Genomic DNA, 18,423 nt, shown 5'->3' with positions numbered 1-18,423 from the left:
ACTTCATAGCATGTGGAGTGTATATATGAAGGGAAATATAAATTTAAGCCTTTTGATGGAGAATAGTATGGAATTTGAAAAGCTATATAAAAAACTTGAAGAAACAGATATAAGTGACTTTTATCATGTTGATACGGATTTCATGCTAGAGATAATTAAAATGGGAACGGCTGATATTCCTGATTGTCTCCGAATATACAGCACAATCTCTCAATGGTTCGGGAACTCCTTGCGAAGTGGGGTCTGGACTTATTATGAAATTGCAGATATGCAAGACTTACAGTTGACAGCGCAATACTTGTCACGTTGCTCATGGAAAGAGCTTCATCATATGTTTTGTCTGGGTAAACATGATTACCAGTCTCCTCAATTTATTGGGAATTTCAATTATCCGCAAAAATGGATTGATGAATCTGAATCCATTGATAAGTGGATTTGGAACAATGAGAAAAAACTGGTCGAATGGCAAAGGGAATTTCTGCTAATTTATCGGGATGAAGTATGTTCACTCAAAAGATTATGAGCTCTATGTGTAGCCGCGAAATTTCAATTTACAAAGAGAAATGATAAGCGGGAACGGAGATATGGATTTCTGTTAAAAACCGCCGAGGCACCAAGGGTACACCAAACTTGATGGTCATCAGAATTGTAGCAACATAGCACCACGCTGCTGTCAAAAAGACTTGTCTCAAAATAATACAATTGTAATACATTAAATCAATATTAATCATAGTGCACGAGGACAACATCAATAAATTGAAGCTCCAGCAAAAAGCCTTGTGTTGAGCGTACAGATTTCAGGTGTTTCCTTTGTGGGCTTCTCATTTCAACGGTTTTTTAATATAGCTCATCGTGCTAGTTAAATTAACTCTCAACATTATAGTTAAAGTCGTTATATGATTATACCGGTACGCGAGTATAACTTCAAGCAATGGTCAGCATGGTAAAATACTTGTTGTGAACCGTACTATTTAAAGTAAGCGCTTTGTGTGCAGCCATTGATTGAAGTTGTACGGAAGTACCGATATAATCAGTACAATTCTTACTGGTAATATTGATAACTAGCACTACGATTTATTTTACTTTGGATTTATCCACCTTTCTTAGACATTTGGAATAATCAAATACCGGGTTACGTTCTATAATTAAGTTGTAAAAGCAATTGATCCCAAGCGCGCGGGAATCATCAAAAGCAGAACGAATTTTTAGGAGGACGTATTTATGAAAAGAGTTATAGCTTTTCTTATGGTATCCATGCTTGTGCTTGGATTGTTTGCAGGCTGCGGAAGTTCAAACGGGACAGCTTCGTCAAGTACCGGTCCCCAGAGTTCAGGAGGCTCGGCGGCAAGTGAAGTATCCACCCCCGCCGCACCGGCTGAAAAAGCAAAAGTCACCCTGTGGTATTACTGGGAAAATAAAGACCATCAGCAGATCCTGACTGACATAGTCAAGCAGTACAACACTTCACAAAACGAGGTTGAAGTGACCAATGAGTATTATCCCTTTGCGGACTTTAAGAAAGTGCTGTCCATAGGACTTGCAGCAAGCAAGCTTCCTGACCTGGTACTTATAGATAATCCTGACCATGCGGCATATGCGGCTATGGGCCTGTTTGCGGATATTACAGATAAAATCAAGGACTGGCCCGATAAGGAGCAGTATTTTGAAGGACCCTGGAAATCCTGTACTTTAGACGGCAAGGTTTACGGCATTCCTTTCGGAAGTAATGACCTGGCTCTCTATTACAATGAGGACATGTTGAATAAAGCGGGAGTCAAGCCGCCGCAAACCTGGGATGAACTCAGAGCTGCAGCAAAAAAACTCACCGGCAACGGAGTGACAGGTCTGGGTGTATCAGCCCCAAAAACAGAGGAAGGAACCTTCCAGTTCATGCCGTGGATACTTTCTGCAGGCGGTGACCTTACAAAGATAAACAGCCCCGAAGGCATAAAGTCTTTTACAATGATTTCTGACCTTGTGAAGGACGGCTCCATGAGCAAGGAAGTTATGAACTGGGTACAGTCCGACGTATTGAAACAGTTTATGGCGGGAAAGATTGCCATGATGTTCAACGGACCCTGGCAGGTACCGACCCTGCAAAAGGATGCACCGGATTTAAAATGGAATGTAACTCTAATACCCAAGGACAAACAGTATGCGTCCGTTCTGGGAGGTGAAAACTGGGGTGTTGTAAACGGCAAAAATGTCGATGCCACGGTTAAGTTCCTGAAATACGTTACACAGGTGGATGTTCTTAAAGGTTACATCGGTAAATTCGGATATTTTCCTTCAAGAAAGGATCTGGCCTCCGATCCTCAATTCACCGGAGATCCAATATACAAGGTGTTTATTGATGAATTGCAGTATGCGCAGCCCAGAGGCCCACATCCCAAATGGCCCGAGCTTTCAAATGCTGTTTCCCAGGCACTGCAGGAGGTCATAGCAGGAGTAAAGACTCCCGAAGCCGCAGCAAAGGATGCCCAGGAAAAAATAGATAAAGCCATTAAATAAAGCACAACAGCAGACTGTGATGGGACTGTCTCAGAATGTACTTTTGAGGCAATCCCATCTAACTTAATAAGATAGTGGGTGACTTGGATGAAGCATAGGACTAAAATATTTGGAAATGAATCCGTGGGTTACTTTTTTGTGCTGCCTGCGTTACTTTTCATGCTGGCCTTTATCGGTTATCCGATAATTAATAATATAATCCTTGGCTTTCAGAATGTTGATGTTATGACCTTTAACAATGAGGTCAAGGAATTTGTGGGAATTCAGAATTATATCGAGCTGTTCAGGGATGACATTTTAAGAGCAGCTATACCCAATACACTGATTTTTACAGTGGGTTCCATCATTTTTCAATTTGTTGTCGGTTTTGCTCTTGCGCTGTTTTTTAATCAGAATTTTACCTTTTCAAAGCCAGTAAGAGGGTTGTTAATGGTAGCCTGGATGATACCTGTTACAGTCACGGCACTTATGTTTAAATTTATGTTTGGTGCCAATGGCGGTATAATCAACGAATTTTTAATGAATTTGCATATTATAAGCAAGCCTGTTGAATGGCTTGTATATTCCGGTACAGCAATGTGGGCAATAATAATCGCCAATATATGGATCGGTATTCCGTTTAATATGATCCTTATCACCACCGGGCTTTCGACCATCCCCGGTGATATTTATGAAAGTGCCAATATAGACGGTGCCAGCAGGTTTGAAAAGTTTTTCTTCATAACTCTGCCCATGCTGAAGGAATCCATACAGGCTGTTTTGGTACTTGGTTTCATATATACCTTTAAAGTATTTGACCTGGTTTATGTTATGACCCAGGGCGGACCTGTAAATGCTACCGAGATGCTTTCCACCTATTCATACAAATTATCCTTCACTGAATTCAACTTCAGCAAGGGGGCATCGGTTGCAAACATATTATTCTTAATACTGTTCGTTGTCAGTTTGTTTTATTTAAGGCTTGTCAGAGAAGAAGAGGTGATGTAGGATGGAAAATCGGAAGGTTAGGAAAATAATTTTAAATGCAGTATCAGTTATAATAGCTGTCGTACTCCTTTTTCCGCTGTATTGGATGCTGGTTACCTCCCTGAAGTTTGAAGCCGACATATTCAGGAGTCATCCGTCGCTGTTCCCCGAAAGGATTTTTGTGGATTCCTATGTTTCTCAGCTTGGAAGCGGTCAGTACAATATGTTCAGATCTTTTTTCAACAGTGCTGTCATTTCGGTAAGTGTGCTGGTCATTTCCACAATTCTGTCAATTCCGGCAGCCTATGGTCTTGCCAGATTCAGATTTTACGGCAAAAAGCTTTTTATCCTGCTGTTTCTGGTGACACAAATGCTGCCGGCGGTTTTTGTACTGACCCCGCTTTTCATAATATTCAATAAGACAGGAATCCTTTATACCTATCTGTCACCCATAATTGCTGACTGTACAATAGGGATTCCCTTTTCGGTTCTGATTTTAAGAACATACTTCCTGTCTATTCCCAAGGAACTTGATGATTCGGCAAAAATCGACGGCTGCAACCACTTTACCGCCTTTCTGCGGATAATGGTTCCCATAGCCTATCCCGGAGTTATTGTGGCGGCTGTTTTCTCATTCCTGTTTGCATGGGGGGATCTGGTATATGGAATGACTTTTATCAATAAACAGGAGATGAGACCAATTACAGCCGGAATATTCAATTTTATGGGACAGTACGGGATTGCCTGGAATTACCTAATGGCCTTTGGGGTAGTGACCATACTGCCGGTTGTATTGATTTTTATATTTATGCAGAAATATATCATCAGCGGCTTGACAAATGGGGCGGTAAAAGGTTGATCACATGCTGACGGCAGTGATATTGACATGTATTAAACAGATTTGGGAGGGCATACAAATGAGTGATTTTTTTAGTATTGATGGAAACAGACTTATACGCAGGTATGATTCCGAAAAACTCTGGATCGAGCCCTGGGGTGAGAACAGCCTGCGTGTCAGGGCCACAAATGAGGCTGCGGTGGAGCAGGAGGATTGGGCACTTTTACACCAGACGACTTTGACGGCAAAAATTGAAATAAACGGCGATACTGCCAGCATTACAAACGGCAGGATCAGGGCAGTGGTATCGGAGGGAGGAAAAGTAACCTTTTTTAATCAAAATAATAAAGTCCTGCTGGAGGAATTTGTACGGAACCGTAATAATTTAAAGGAATTCTGCAGCTCGCTGAATATTGACTCCCGGGAATTCAAGCCCATAATCGGCGGGGATTACCAGCTGACTCTAAGATTTGAATCCGACCCGGAAGAAAAAGTATTTGGGATGGGCCAATATCAGCATCCCTATCTGAACCTGAAAAACTGCACGCTGGAGCTGGCCCAGAGAAATTCCCAGGCAAGTGTTCCCTTTGCACTGTCAAGCCTGGGCTATGGTTTCCTATGGAATAACCCCGGAATAGGCAGTGTTACCTTCGGCAAAAACATAACCGAGTGGAAAGCCTTTTCCACAAAACAGCTGGATTACTGGATCACGGCGGGAGACACTCCTTCAGAGATTGAGGAAGCTTATGCGGGGGCCACAGGTACGGTGCCGATGATGCCTGACTACGGAATGGGCTTCTGGCAGTGCAAGCTCAGATACCAGACACAGGAGGAACTGCTGTCTGTGGCCAGGGAATACAGGAGAAGGGGCCTGCCTATAGATGTAATCGTTATTGACTATTTCCACTGGGTAAAGCAGGGGGACTGGAAATTTGACAGGGATTACTGGCCCGATCCAGAAGGAATGGTCAGAGAGCTGAAGGAAATGGGAATCGAGCTGATGGTATCGGTTTGGCCTACAGTGGATAAGACCTGTGACAACTATGCCGAAATGCTGCAAAAAGGGTACCTGGTCCGGACCGAACGCGGATTGAGAACAACAATGGATTTTTTGGGTGACACTGTTTTCTATGACCCGACAAATCCAGAAGCCAGAGATTTTGTATGGAAAACCGTAAAGAAAAACTATTATGACGCCGGAATACATACATTCTGGCTGGATGTGGCCGAACCGGAATATTCGGTATATGACTTTGAAAATTACCGCTATCACCTGGGTCCGAATGTCCGGATTGGAAACATATATCCCCTTATGTATGCAAAGACCTTTTTCGACGGGATGAGGCAGGAGGGGCAGAACAATATAGTAAACCTGCTGCGCTGTGCCTGGGCCGGCAGCCAGCGGTACGGCGCACTGGTCTGGTCGGGGGATATAGATTCCAGTTTCGAATCCCTGAGAAACCAGTTCAAAGCCGGCCTCAACATGGGGCTGGCCGGAATACCCTGGTGGACAACCGACATAGGCGGTTTTCACGGCGGAGATCCTGAGGATCCCAAATTCCGCGAATGTATAATACGCTGGTTCCAGTACGGTGCATTCTGTCCTGTATTCAGGCTGCACGGGGACAGGGTGCCGGCAGGAGAACCCCTTGGGACAAGCGGGGGAGGCATGTGCTATAGCGGTGCACCCAATGAAGTCTGGAGCTATGGGGAAGAGGCATATGAAATATTCAAAAAATATATGCTTATCCGTGAAAATTTGAGGCCGTATATTTTAGGGCTGATGAAAGAAGCACATGAAAAGGGCACTCCGCCCATGAGACCTCTGTTTTATGATTTTCCGGCCGATGCCGGGACCTGGGACATCGATGACCAATATATGTTCGGACCTGATATACTGGTGGCGCCGGTACTTTATGAGGGGGAGAGGAAGAGAAGGGTTTATTTGCCCGGAGGGGCATGCTGGACGGAAACCGGCACGGGCCGCACCTTTGAGGGTGGTACGTGGATTGAGTCGGAGGCTCCGCTTGATACATTGCCTCTGTTTGTAAAAAACAATGCCGGCATAAAAATATTATAATTGAATGAATTTCAGCCAAAATCAGGATGAATAGCTATTTTACTTTTTGCAAATATATTTAATTACAGTCATTTGATTGACTAAGTCGAATAATTTTGCTAAACTTAGTACAGTAAAGGGGAGTAGCTTAAAAGCGATAAAGTCAACAACCGGTTATTAAAATAGCCTGGCTTTATTCTCCAGAGTGGGAAGCAAGACCTTGAATGTTTTACGCATTCAGGGTTTTTTATTTTGTTTTAAATGGCAAAAAAAGGTGGAATGGCTGCCTTTGATATTGCTAAAAATTTGAGGAGGCTGAAATGTCAACAAAAAGAGCAATAAAATTTGTTTTGCTGTGGATCGGACTTGCTATACTTTTCAATGCAGGAGTATATGTTATTGAAGGACAGCACAAGGCGCTGGAATTTTTAGGTGGATACATGATAGAGCTCAGTTTGAGTGTGGATAATTTATTTCTCTTTCTGATCTTATTTACAAGTTTCGGCATAAAGCCACAGTATCAGAGAAGGGTGCTGAATTACGGCATACTGGGAGCTATAGTGCTCAGGCTCATATTTATACTGCTCGGAATAACCATTATTAATAAAATTCACTGGATTTTATATGTATTCGGTATAATACTTATTATAAGCGGAGCCAAAATGATGTTAAGCAAGGATGAGGCGGGAGATCATAAGGACAGCAAGGTTTTAAAGCTCCTTGGCAAAGTTCTGCCGGTCACAGATACCATGCATGAAGAAAAGTTCTTTGTCAAGGTAAATCATGTACTCCATGCCACTCCTCTTTTCGCAATACTGGTGCTTATCGAGTTTTCCGATATTCTGTTTGCAATAGATTCAATACCGGCCATTTTCTCAATATCAAGAGATCCTTTTATAGTTTATACTTCAAATATATTTGCCATATTGGGACTTAGAAGCTTATACTTCGTATTGGCTGCCATGCAGGAAAAATTCAAATATGTAAAGTATGGCGTGGCATTGATACTTATGTTTACCGGTGTCAAGCTGGGGATAATGTTCTGGCATAAGGAAATACCCATAATATATTCCTTGCTGACAATTTTTACAATCCTGCTGGGAAGTGTGATTGTATCCATCCTTATTAACAAACATCAGGAGAAAAAGAAGGAAAAGGTAAAATTGAAAAAAGTTGATCTGTAAATTTTAGAACGCTTTAAGAATAAACTCAGGGGCCGTACATAACCCCTGAGTTTATTTTTTGTTAGCAATCGTGACGATCTCTTCCACAGAAGCAGCAGAACAGAATAACAAGAATTATGAGGACCCATATAAAGTCGTCATCAAAGCAACCACCTTTACCACCAAAGAAACCACCCATAAAAAAACACTCCCTCCAAAATTAATATTGTTATGAATTCAAGTAGTCATAGATAAAATTCAGTTCCCGCAAATGTTCGAAACATCAAATTTTATCAGGCTAATACCATACTATTCAATCTGCTTTTTTTTGTTACAAATAAAAAATTAATTTAATATAATGAATCAAGAGTTCTTTTTGGGGTGTTATATATGAGGCGATTCAGGAAGCAATCAGAAAACGTTACAAATCATGCAAAAGATGCTCCGGCGGTCAAGGAGGCTAATAAGGCAGTATTTGATATGGATTTCCGACAGTTTACAGGTCAGACGGTAACGGTATTTGTAAACGCCGGGGGCGAAGTGGGCAAGGGTTTTACAGGAGTTTTGACCGGCAGTACCCCCACATATATAAAACTTCTGATGCTGCCGGCAATGCCTCCGGCATGCCCGCTGGGAAATGCCTGCAGCAGTTATGGCAATATTCTTTTCTGCGGGCTTTGCCCTTTCAACAAAAAAGCTTCTGTGGGATCGGTGGCTATTATACCTGTAAGTAATATTACAGCTTTTGTACATAACACTTTGAGCTCCAATTCCTCCTTTGATATGTAAAAAGACAGGTGTATTAACACAGGTAATTTGTGATAAAATTACATAGTAAAAAGTCAAATGCAAAATTGGGTCCGGAGATAAAGGCAGGACCCGGCTTGCAGCAGGCGGCGGATTATAAAGCAGAGGCGGATGTATAGCACATGAAAAAGATAATCTATCCCGGAAGTGTAGGTTATATCATCAATAAACTTAATGAAAAGGGTTTTGAGGCTTTTATTGTCGGCGGCTGTGTCAGAGACTCCGTCCTGGGGAAGGATCCCCATGATTGGGATATTACAACCAGCGCACTGCCGGCAGATATAAAGGAAACTTTTGGCAGAACCTATGATACCGGCATCAAGCACGGTACCGTCAGTGTTGCGGTTGAGGATGAGATTTTTGAAGTAACCACCTACAGGGTGGACGGAAAGTATTCGGATTCCAGAAGGCCGGATAATGTCAGCTTTACAGCCAGCCTCAGGGAGGATCTTGCCAGACGTGATTTTACAGTCAATGCCATGGCCTATAATTATCAGACAGGCTTGGTGGATTATTTTGAAGGACTGCAGGATATAAAAAACAGGCAAATAAAAGCGGTGGGAAATGCCGGGGCAAGATTTCAGGAGGATGCCCTCAGAATGCTGAGAGCAATCCGGTTCAGTGCACAGCTGGGCTTTGAAATAGAAAAAAATACTTTTGATGCAATATCCGGCAATTCCGGATTGATTAAAAATATCAGCAGGGAGAGGATAAGGGAGGAGATAGATAAGCTACTGACTTCACAGAACCCGTCCTGTTTCAATAAATTATACCATTCAGGACTTCTGGAACATATAATGCCGGAATTTGTAGCCTGCTATCACACCGAGCAAAATAATCCCTATCATATATACAATGTTGCTGAACATATAATCCACACAGTGGAAAGTATTCCGGACAGCAGTATTCTGAGATGGACCATGCTGCTGCATGACATAGGAAAACCTTCCAGCAGGACAACCGATGACCAGGGCATTGACCATTTTTACGGACATCAGGAGGTCAGCGTCCGGATGGCGGATAGCATTCTGAACAATCTGCGCCTGGACAAGCTTTCCATAAAAAAAATACTGACGCTGGTAAGATACCATGATGTGGATATTTTTGACACCGGGAAGTCAATCAGAAAGGTTTTAAATAAGGTTGGAGAGGACTTGTTTTTAAGTCTTCTGGAGGTTCAGAGGGCCGATGCAATGGGTCAGAATCCTGTTTATCTGGACAAAAGGCTTGTAAAGTTGGATAATATAAAACGTATCTATAAGGAAATCAAGGATAAAGGGCAATGCCTGAGCCTTTCCGACATGGCTGTGAACGGAGATGACCTAATTTCTCTGGGAATGGAGCCAGGCCGGAAAGTGGGGGAAATGTTGGGCTACCTGTTCGACCGGGTGCTGGAAAACCCTGAACTGAACGATAAGGAGAAATTGATAGAGCTGGCAAAACAACGTATCCCGTTCTTTTAATTGTGTTGGATTAAAGATACAGACAGTATTAATATTAGTATTTTATGGGGAGTGTTAAATTTTGACTGGACTTGGAACCCTGGTGAATACCGGAGCGGTTATTGTGGGCGGAATGGCAGGAACCCTGCTGAGAAGCGGTATACCTGAGAAATATAAAAAAATTGTAATGCAGGGAATTGGTCTTTCTGTCTTGTTTATAGGAATATCGGGCACCATAAAGGAAATGCTGACTATAATTGACGGAAACAAGCTGGACAGGCAGTTTATAATGCTTATGATATTCAGTCTTGTAATCGGAGGAGTTATAGGAGAGCTTTTAAAGATAGAAGAGAGGCTGGAAAATATGGGAGAGTGGTTTCAATCCAAGCTTCCGGCAAAAGGCGGATCATTTTCCACAGGTTTTGTCACGGCCAGTCTGGTTTACTGTGTGGGGGCAATGGCTATAGTTGGTGCCCTGGAGGACGGTCTTTCGGGCAATCCTTCCACCTTGTTTGCCAAATCAATCCTTGACGGTATTTCAGCCGTTGTTTTTGCTGCTACAATGGGTGTGGGGGTTGCATTTTCGGCCATACCGGTATTTATTTACCAGGGAGGCATAACCCTGCTTGCCGGCTTTATAAAACCCTGGCTCACCGATGCGGTTATTTCTCAAATGTCACTGGTAGGAGGAATCCTGATTTTTGCAATAGGAATAAATCTTCTGGAGATAAGGAAGATAAACGTGGGAAATCTTCTCCCGGCAGTATTTATACCCCTGGTGTATTATATCATCCGGAGTCTGGCAGGCATTTGACATAAAGGAATTTAAAATAAATTTTTGAGAAAAATGGTTGACAAAATGGACCAGGCCCTTTATAATAACTTTTGCGTGATAGTGATGCGGGTTTAACTCAGTGGTAGAGTGTCACCTTGCCAAGGTGAAAGTCGAGAGTTCGAATCTCTTAACCCGCTCCATATACCCGCGGGTGTAGTTCAATGGTAGAACATCAGCCTTCCAAGCTGATTGCGTGGGTCCGATTCCCATCACCCGCTCCAAGAAACCGTTTATTGTAATGTTTAACATTATAATGAACGGTTTTTTAGTGTACCGAAATTTCTTTTTTTCTATTGGATAAAAATATCAGGCTGGGGAAAATTATTTAATGAAATAAAAAAATAGGGAGTAAGCCCAGTGAACATTAATACATCAAAGAACAAGCAATCAACCGGTAGTTCATCGAGGCGTCAGATTGCCTATTTAGGAATTTTAGGTACATCGCAGCTTCATCTGCGGAATCCTTGCGTTATAGCGTGGTGGTCTGCGGCATTTCCCGGACTCGGGCATATCCTGCTGGCGAAATATTTAAGAGGCTTTGTGCTGTTTATATGGGAAGTGGTTATCAATTTAAATGCCCATATCAATTTAGCAATACTCTATACTTTTACAGGCAGATATCAGCTGGCTAAAGAGGTATTGGACACCAGATGGCTTCTGCTTTATAATGCAGTATATATTTTTGCCATTTGGGACAGCTACAGAACCACAGTTGATGTTAATAACAACTATGTTCTTGCAGCAAGGGAAGATGCCGAAATTCAAAGTTTCAGAATCAACTCTCTGGAAATAAATTATCTCGACAAGAGACAACCGTGGGTGGCAGCATTCTGGTCGTTGCTCATGCCAGGGGTGGGACAGCTCTACCTCCACAGGCTTGTAAATGCCTTGTTTACATTGGGATGGTGGATAGCTATACTTTACTATTCAAAGGCTCTTCCGGCAATACATCTCACTTTTCTTGGAGAATTTGAACAGGCAAAGAATATTCTTGATGAACATTGGACGCTGAACATATCCTCGGTATATTTATTCGGAATGTATGATGCCTATGTAAATACCGTGGAGAACAATAAACTGTTTGACTGGGAACAGGCTAAATTTCTAAAAAAGCATTATCAGTACGACGGCTTTTGCATACCAGGGAATACTAACCCGGCTAGAGGTGATAAGGTGTATATTGTATCTACTTTTGAGCATACGATTTACTTGGAAAAAGCAATAACGGCCATACAGATGAATGGGATCACCAAAGAGGCTATTCTTGCCGTACCCATGGACAAAAGAAATGAAAAAAGGAAGCTTTTTGACACAATACATCAGTCGGACGGCCTGAGTCTTATAGACCTGGCTACTATTTTTGGAACCATTTTGATGCTCTTTGGGACTATTTATGGATTTGTGCTGAAGTTAGGCCCGATATTCTGGGGTCTCGTGGGTTTGGTGGTGGGTTTTGCAATAGGTCTGATAATCAAACTGCTTTTATTAAGAAAGTATAATGACAACAGACAAAATTATAAAAAGGCAACAGAGGTCGTTCTGATTATTGACTGCTCCGAGGACAAATCGGAGATGGTCAAGGATACCTTATGGAATCACCATGCGCTTGGCGTGAGTAAATTGGACTTAAATTAGCACAAAAAGATAAATTAGATATTCGTTCTTGTGCAAGATATCATTGCAGTACTTTATATGGGAAAAGTACTATTTTTTTGCAGTAAGATAATGTAAAATTATAAACTGTAAGTTGTACTCGCGTACCTGCATAATCAGCATAAACTGTGCCAATGCAAAGCTGAGAGGCAATTTACAGCACTACCGGTTAAGTTTAATGCTTTGCGCATTAATTTAAAATGCATCGGAAGGGAGCTGCATATGAAAAAAGTAAGAATTTTATCGATTGACGGAGGCGGAATACGAGGAATAATTCCTGCCATGATACTGGCAAAGCTTGAGGAAATGACCTCAAAACCCATATACCGGATGTTCGACCTTATTGCAGGGACGTCAACCGGGTCCATAATGGCACTGGCCCTGGCAATGCCGTCCGCGGACAATAAAGATATGCCTGCATACACCGCCGGACAGCTGGTCAATTTCTACGCCGATAAGGGAAACAAGATATTTTCCACCAATATTTTTCACAAAATAGCAACACTGGATGGGGTAACCGACGAAAGGTATAAATCCTCGGGAATAGAGTCGGTTTTAAAGGACTTTTTCGGTGAGTCAATGCTGGCGGAAGCATTGACACCTGTTTTAGTTCCGGCTTATGAGATAGGCCTCAGAACACCGTTTTTCTTCAAGAGCTGCCATGCAAAAAAACCTGAGAAGGCTAACTACAATTTTCCCATGTGGCAGGTGGCAAGGGCCAGTTCGGCGGCTCCTACATATTTTGAACCCTTTAAGCTGAATTTGAACCAGGAGGAAGGTGCCGACTATTATACATTTATAGATGGAGGTGTTTATGCCAACAATCCTTCCATGTGCGCCTTTGCCGAGGCGAAGGTCATGTTCGGCAGCCAGGCTGACATTATGCTGGTATCACTCGGTACGGGTGAACTGAGCAGGGCAATTCCTTATGAGGAGGCCAGGGACTGGGGCTTGATAAACTGGGCAAAGCCCATGCTGGGCATCGTGTTTGACGGGGTCAGCAACACTGTTGATTATCAGCTGCGTCAGCTGCTTACCGATAGCAGGTATTACAGGATACAGTCAAGTCTGACTGAGCTGGGCAAGGGGATGGATGATGCCAGCGAGGAAAATATACACCAGCTGAAGCTTCTGGGTCAAAAAACAATAGAGGAATGGCAGAGAAACGGAAAATTGGAGAAGCTCTGCCAGCAGCTTTTATGTGAGACCTGATGCTCTGTCTTTTTAAGGGTGTCTTTTATTTCTACATCAAAAGAGCTTGTACGAGATAATTCATCATATTTAATTATAATGTCTGAAAATTATTTCATGGAAACCAGAATGTTGTGGATACATTCCTTATAGAATATACTGTACAAATTTTTTCAGGGGATGGCAAAATAATAATGCACTTATATTTTCGCTGACATTTTATCGAAAAAAAGGTTTTTGGTTTTGCTATCCCCCGTTTCGGTAAAAGGGGGACGGTACATGTATTCACAACTTATAAGGTTGCTGAAGAAATCAACTAAGGTACTATTGACAAGTATTCTGATAGTCACTTTTATTCCTCTTACGGCATTTGCCAGTGAAGCAGATCTGGTAACGCCCGAATTATCCAGGGGTCAGAACAATCTGCTTTACGTGGGCATGCTGGTTTGTATTCTGGGGATGCTGTTCGGTTTGTTTCAATTTATCCGGGTAAAAAAAATAAAAGCACACAAGAGTATGCTGGATGTGGCCGATACAATATATGAAACATGCAAAACCTACCTGGTGCAGCAGGGTAAATTCCTGGCACTGCTGCTTGTATTCATAGGCATTTGCATTGCGTTCTATTTTGGGTTTTTACAGGAGAAAGGAGTCGGGGGAGTAATACTTATTCTGGCCTGGACGGTTGTGGGTATTCTGGGCTCCTACGGCGTGGCATGGTACGGTATACGTATGAACACTCTGGCAAACAGCAGGATGGCATTTTCATCCCTGGAGAAAAAGCCGTTAAAACTGCTGAGTATTCCTCTGGATTCGGGAATGAGCATTGGGGTTATACTTATTTGCGTTGAACTGATTATGATGCTTATCATACTGAGATTTGTTCCCAATGAACTGGCCGGTGCAAGCTTTATAGGTTTTGCAATAGGCGAATCCCTTGGTGCAAGCGCACTCCGTATAGCCGGAGGTATCTTTACAAAAATTGCCGATATCGGTTCGGACCTGATGAAGATTGTTTTCAAGATTAAAGAGGATGATCCCCGCAATCCCGGAGTTATTGCAGACTGTACCGGCGATAATGCAGGCGACAGTGTCGGACCCACTGCCGACGGGTTTGAGACATACGGTGTTACGGGAGTGGCACTGATAACCTTTATAGTCCTGGCTGTAACCGGTGAACTGCAGAGCGATATGCTCATCTGGATATTTACCATGCGTGTTCTGATGATCATAACCTCGGTGGCGGCCTTCTATATCAATAAACTTTTCAGTAAAATCAGATTCGGAGGTTTGCCCGACATTGATTTTGAAAAGCCGCTGACAAGTCTTGTCTGGATTACGTCGGCACTGTCCATAATTGTAACCTTTATGGTAAGCTTTATCATGATAGGCCCGGGTACCGAAATCGGTGACAAGGCCGGGAACCTGTGGGTTGTACTGTCGACAATAATCAGCTGCGGTACACTGGGTGCTGCGGTTATCCCCGAATTTACAAAAATATTTACAAGCCCGAAATCAATACATGTAAATGAGACTGTGACATCTTCAAAGGAAGGCGGAGCATCCCTCAATATTCTTTCGGGCCTTGTAGCCGGTAATTTCAGTGCTTTCTGGAAGGGCATGGTTTTCATCGTGCTTATGTTTGCTGCATATTCGGCCAGCAAGTTCGGTCTTGCAGATATTATGTCCTACCCGTCCATATTTGCTTTCGGGCTTGTGGCTTTTGGTTTTCTTGGAATGGGTCCCGTAACAATTGCGGTGGACAGCTATGGGCCTGTAACTGATAATGCGCAGTCCATATATGAATTGTCGCTCATTGAGACCATTCCCGAGATTGAACAGGAAATTGAACGTGACTTCGGCTTCAAACCTGATTTTGAAAATGCAAAATATTACCTTGAGGCCAATGACGGTGCCGGGAATACCTTTAAGGCCACTGCAAAACCGGTATTGATAGGTACTGCTGTTGTTGGGGCGACCACAATGATATTCTCGCTGATACTGGTAATACAAAATGTTCTGGGTGTCAAACCGGAACAGGTTTTGAATATTCTCAACCCATATACGATTTTAGGTTTTCTGTGCGGAGGAGCGGTAATTTACTGGTTTACCGGGGCCTCAATCCAGGCGGTATCCACCGGTGCCTACAGAGCGGTGGAGTACATCAAGCGGAATATCCGGCTTGATGAGGATGCAAATCAGAGGGCTGCAACCGATAAATCAAAGGAAGTTGTAAAAATATGCACGCAGTATGCACAAAAGGGAATGCTCAATATCTTTATAGCAATTTTCTCCTTTGCGCTTGCTTTTGCATTCCTGTCCGCACCCAGGAGCGGAACGGATTCGGTCGCATTATTTGTTTCATACCTGATATCAATTGCAGTGTTTGGACTCTACCAGGCGATATTTATGGCTAATGCCGGCGGCTGCTGGGACAATGCCAAGAAAGTGGTGGAGGTGGATCTGAAGCAAAAGGGCACCGAACTCCATGACGCAACGGTGGTTGGAGATACGGTGGGTGATCCCTTTAAGGACACCTCTTCAGTAGCGCTCAACCCCATAATAAAGTTCACTACCCTGTTTGGACTGCTGGCCATGGAAATAGCCATATCGGAGTCTTTCAAGGATGTTGCGCCCTTTGTGGGAATAGCCTTCCTGGCATGCGCCCTTGTATTCGTATGGCGTTCGTTCTACAAAATGAGGATCAATGTAAAACGCAGGAAGTAGTATTTCATAAATGGGAAGCTTCATTAAAAGTGCATGCCTGAAATTTCAGGCATGCACTTTGTGAGCGATCCATTTTTGAAGTTGGGACGAGGATATTATACAGTCTTATTCGCCAAAATTGGTTAAAATGCCGTGTTTTCTTTTTCCGGCCGGTATTATATAATATTAGGGATTGAATGCAAGTATTTTAGGAGATAATTAAGTAGGCTCATGGAGGTTAACTTGAAAGACTTTGCTAACGCTCGTCTTCCAAACTAACCTGAGAATTTATGGCTGTGCGAAATATTCAAGTATTTCTCAATACTTTGAAAGCGCACATGGCCAATTAACCTCCTTTATTCGCCTTACAGCGGGTGAGGGAGTGAAGAGATTTCATTACAGTTTTGTGGCCGTTATTGCGGCTCATGGAGGTTAATATGTTTTCTGTAACGGTAAAAGAGATTATGGAAGAATTTCAGCTGGAAGAACTCACAGGCTGCAAGGATTATGAAAATATAGAGATTTCGTCGGCCGACGTAAACAGACCGGGTTTACAGCTGGCAGGATATATGGAGTATTTCGGCACCGACAGGATGCAGATAATAGGAAAGGGAGAGACTGCCTATTTGATGCAGCTGAGGGAGGAAGACCGTTACAGGAGACTGGATAATTTTTTCAAATGTGGTTTCCCCTGCATGGTGGTGGCCAGAGGACTGGGAATATTTCCGGAGATGATAGAAGTGGGCAGAAAGTATAATATTCCCGTACTGAGAACGGATGATGTCACTTCCAGATTCATGAGCGGAGTCATCAGATACCTCAGCCTGCAGCTGGCTCCCAGAACCAGTACCCATGGAGTTCTGGTGGAAGTTTATGGAGAGGGTATACTCATTCTTGGAGAAAGCGGAGTGGGTAAGAGCGAAATTGCACTTGAACTTGTAAAAAGAGGACACAGACTTGTGGCCGATGACAACGTAGAGATCAGAAAGGTGTCCGACAAAACTCTTGTGGGCACGGCACCGGATATAATAAGGCACTTTATAGAAATAAGGGGTATAGGTATACTTGATGTGAAGAACCTTTACGGTGTCGGTTCGGTTAAAATGACTGAAAATATCAATCTGGTCATGAAATTTGAACACTGGAATGATAAAAAGGTTTATGACAGGCTTGGACTTGAGGAGGAATTTACCGAAGTACTGGGCATAACGGTTCCCTGTCTGACAATCCCAGTCAGCCCGGGAAGAAATCTGGCAGTTATAGTTGAAGTTGCCGCAATGAACAACAGACAGAAGAAAATGGGATACAATGCTGCCAAGGTACTCAGTGAGCGAGTTCTGGGCAACATCAACAAATCCACCGAATACAAGGATACGGGTTTTAAAGACTGAAAACGGGAGTGCTGCGGAACTTGGGATTAATGTATGCAGAGAAACATCTGTATCACATGCATTAATCCATATTGTTTTACAGCAGTCCCATTTATTATAAAGGTCAGGGAGGTACATTTTGAATTTAATAGCAGATACACATACGCACACAATTTCAAGCGGGCACGCATACAGCACAATTCAGGAAAATGCACGGGAAGCTTATGAAAACGGGATAAAGATGATAAATATGTCGGATCATGGTCCGGCAATGAACGGGGCACCATTTTTGTACCATTTCGGAAATTTGGGAGTAATACCCCAGGTACTCTACGGGGTACGCATCATAAAAGGTGTGGAACTGAACATCGTCAGCTATGACGGAGAAGTGGATTTGCCCCGTAGGTATTTAAAAGGGCTGGAGCTGGTTCTGGCAAGTTTTCACGACATATGTATAGTTCCTTCAACTGTAGAAAACCATACAAGGGCTGCAATAAAAGTACTGGAAAATCCATATATCGATGTTCTGGCACATCCGGGAAATCCCCAGTTCCAGATAGATATCGAAAAGGTGGTAAAAGCGGCAAAAGAAAATAACAAGCTCATAGAAATAAACAACCATTCCTTTTATGTCAGAAAGGGAAGTGAAAACAACTGCAGGGAAATCCTGCGCATGTGCAAAGAATACGGTGTCAGGATAACAACCGGAAGTGATGCACATATAAGCTTTAATATCGGAAAGTTTGAAAATGTAAAAAGATTGATTGCAGAAGTCGATATGCCTGAGAAACTGGTCATAACCACTTCTGTTGAAAAAATGGAAGATTATCTGCTGGAAAGGCAGAACAGAATAAAGAGATGAATGAATTGCGTTTGTTCATC

The 18,423-nt window shown here is 42.8% G+C and carries 14 protein-coding genes and 2 tRNA genes; all 16 read left to right on the top strand.

All coding sequences use genetic code 11. From position 1 onward, the window contains the following. Positions 1-67: 67 nt before the first annotated feature. The 16 genes from CTER_RS23970 to CTER_RS23895 all read left to right on the top strand — a co-directional run bounded on the left by CTER_RS23970 (position 68) and on the right by CTER_RS23895 (position 18,403). Positions 68-523: a hypothetical protein gene (locus CTER_RS23970; protein ID WP_040762013.1), complete on the top strand. Its 456-nt coding sequence runs from the start codon at positions 68-70 to the stop codon at positions 521-523. 698 nt (positions 524-1,221) lie between these two features. Continuing rightward, positions 1,222-2,511, top strand: coding sequence for an ABC transporter substrate-binding protein (locus tag CTER_RS23965; protein ID WP_004629873.1), 1,290 nt, complete (start codon positions 1,222-1,224; stop codon positions 2,509-2,511). Positions 2,512-2,598: 87 nt separating this feature from the next. Continuing rightward, positions 2,599-3,498 (top strand): carbohydrate ABC transporter permease, encoded by a 900-nt coding sequence (locus CTER_RS23960; RefSeq protein WP_004629629.1) that lies wholly within the window; start codon positions 2,599-2,601, stop codon positions 3,496-3,498. A gap of 1 nt (position 3,499) precedes the next feature. Further along, complete coding sequence (locus CTER_RS23955) at positions 3,500-4,336, top strand: carbohydrate ABC transporter permease (protein WP_004630111.1); 837 nt, start codon at positions 3,500-3,502, stop codon at positions 4,334-4,336. A gap of 58 nt (positions 4,337-4,394) precedes the next feature. Next, entirely contained in the window at positions 4,395-6,395 is a 2,001-nt protein-coding gene (locus CTER_RS23950; RefSeq protein WP_004629923.1) for a glycoside hydrolase family 31 protein, read from the top strand. 299 nt (positions 6,396-6,694) lie between these two features. Continuing rightward, positions 6,695-7,558: a TerC/Alx family metal homeostasis membrane protein gene (locus CTER_RS23945; RefSeq protein WP_004629810.1), complete on the top strand. Its 864-nt coding sequence runs from the start codon at positions 6,695-6,697 to the stop codon at positions 7,556-7,558. A 369-nt stretch (positions 7,559-7,927) separates the two neighbouring features. After that, complete coding sequence (locus CTER_RS28975; protein WP_004629857.1) at positions 7,928-8,326, top strand: hypothetical protein; 399 nt, start codon at positions 7,928-7,930, stop codon at positions 8,324-8,326. Positions 8,327-8,466: 140 nt separating this feature from the next. After that, positions 8,467-9,807, top strand: coding sequence for a CCA tRNA nucleotidyltransferase (locus CTER_RS23935; RefSeq protein WP_004629659.1), 1,341 nt, complete (start codon positions 8,467-8,469; stop codon positions 9,805-9,807). Positions 9,808-9,868: 61 nt separating this feature from the next. Further along, on the top strand, positions 9,869-10,600 hold the full coding sequence (locus tag CTER_RS23930) for a DUF554 domain-containing protein (RefSeq protein WP_004630073.1): 732 nt from the start codon (positions 9,869-9,871) through the stop codon (positions 10,598-10,600). An 86-nt stretch (positions 10,601-10,686) separates the two neighbouring features. Then, a tRNA-Gly gene (locus CTER_RS23925) sits at positions 10,687-10,761 on the top strand. 7 nt (positions 10,762-10,768) lie between these two features. Next, a tRNA-Gly gene (locus tag CTER_RS23920) sits at positions 10,769-10,842 on the top strand. Positions 10,843-10,978: 136 nt separating this feature from the next. Continuing rightward, positions 10,979-12,256: a hypothetical protein gene (locus tag CTER_RS23915; protein WP_004630168.1), complete on the top strand. Its 1,278-nt coding sequence runs from the start codon at positions 10,979-10,981 to the stop codon at positions 12,254-12,256. A 240-nt stretch (positions 12,257-12,496) separates the two neighbouring features. Then, a complete protein-coding gene (locus tag CTER_RS23910) occupies positions 12,497-13,486 on the top strand; it encodes a CBASS cGAMP-activated phospholipase (protein ID WP_004629938.1) in 990 nt (329 codons plus the stop codon). A gap of 258 nt (positions 13,487-13,744) precedes the next feature. Continuing rightward, complete coding sequence (locus CTER_RS23905) at positions 13,745-16,192, top strand: sodium-translocating pyrophosphatase (RefSeq protein ID WP_004629847.1); 2,448 nt, start codon at positions 13,745-13,747, stop codon at positions 16,190-16,192. Positions 16,193-16,608: 416 nt separating this feature from the next. Further along, positions 16,609-17,562: an HPr(Ser) kinase/phosphatase gene (hprK, locus tag CTER_RS23900; RefSeq protein ID WP_004630114.1), complete on the top strand. Its 954-nt coding sequence runs from the start codon at positions 16,609-16,611 to the stop codon at positions 17,560-17,562. 118 nt (positions 17,563-17,680) lie between these two features. Continuing rightward, the gene (locus CTER_RS23895) at positions 17,681-18,403 is read left to right on the top strand and encodes a phosphatase (protein WP_004629928.1); all 723 of its coding nucleotides are present in this window, start codon (positions 17,681-17,683) and stop codon (positions 18,401-18,403) included. The last annotated feature ends 20 nt before the right edge of the window (positions 18,404-18,423 follow it).

Origin of the sequence: Ruminiclostridium cellobioparum subsp. termitidis CT1112 (assembly GCF_000350485.1) — a bacterium.
Taxonomy (GTDB): domain Bacteria; phylum Bacillota; class Clostridia; order Acetivibrionales; family DSM-1351; genus Ruminiclostridium; species Ruminiclostridium termitidis.
This window is presented reverse-complemented; position numbering and strand designations above follow the sequence as displayed.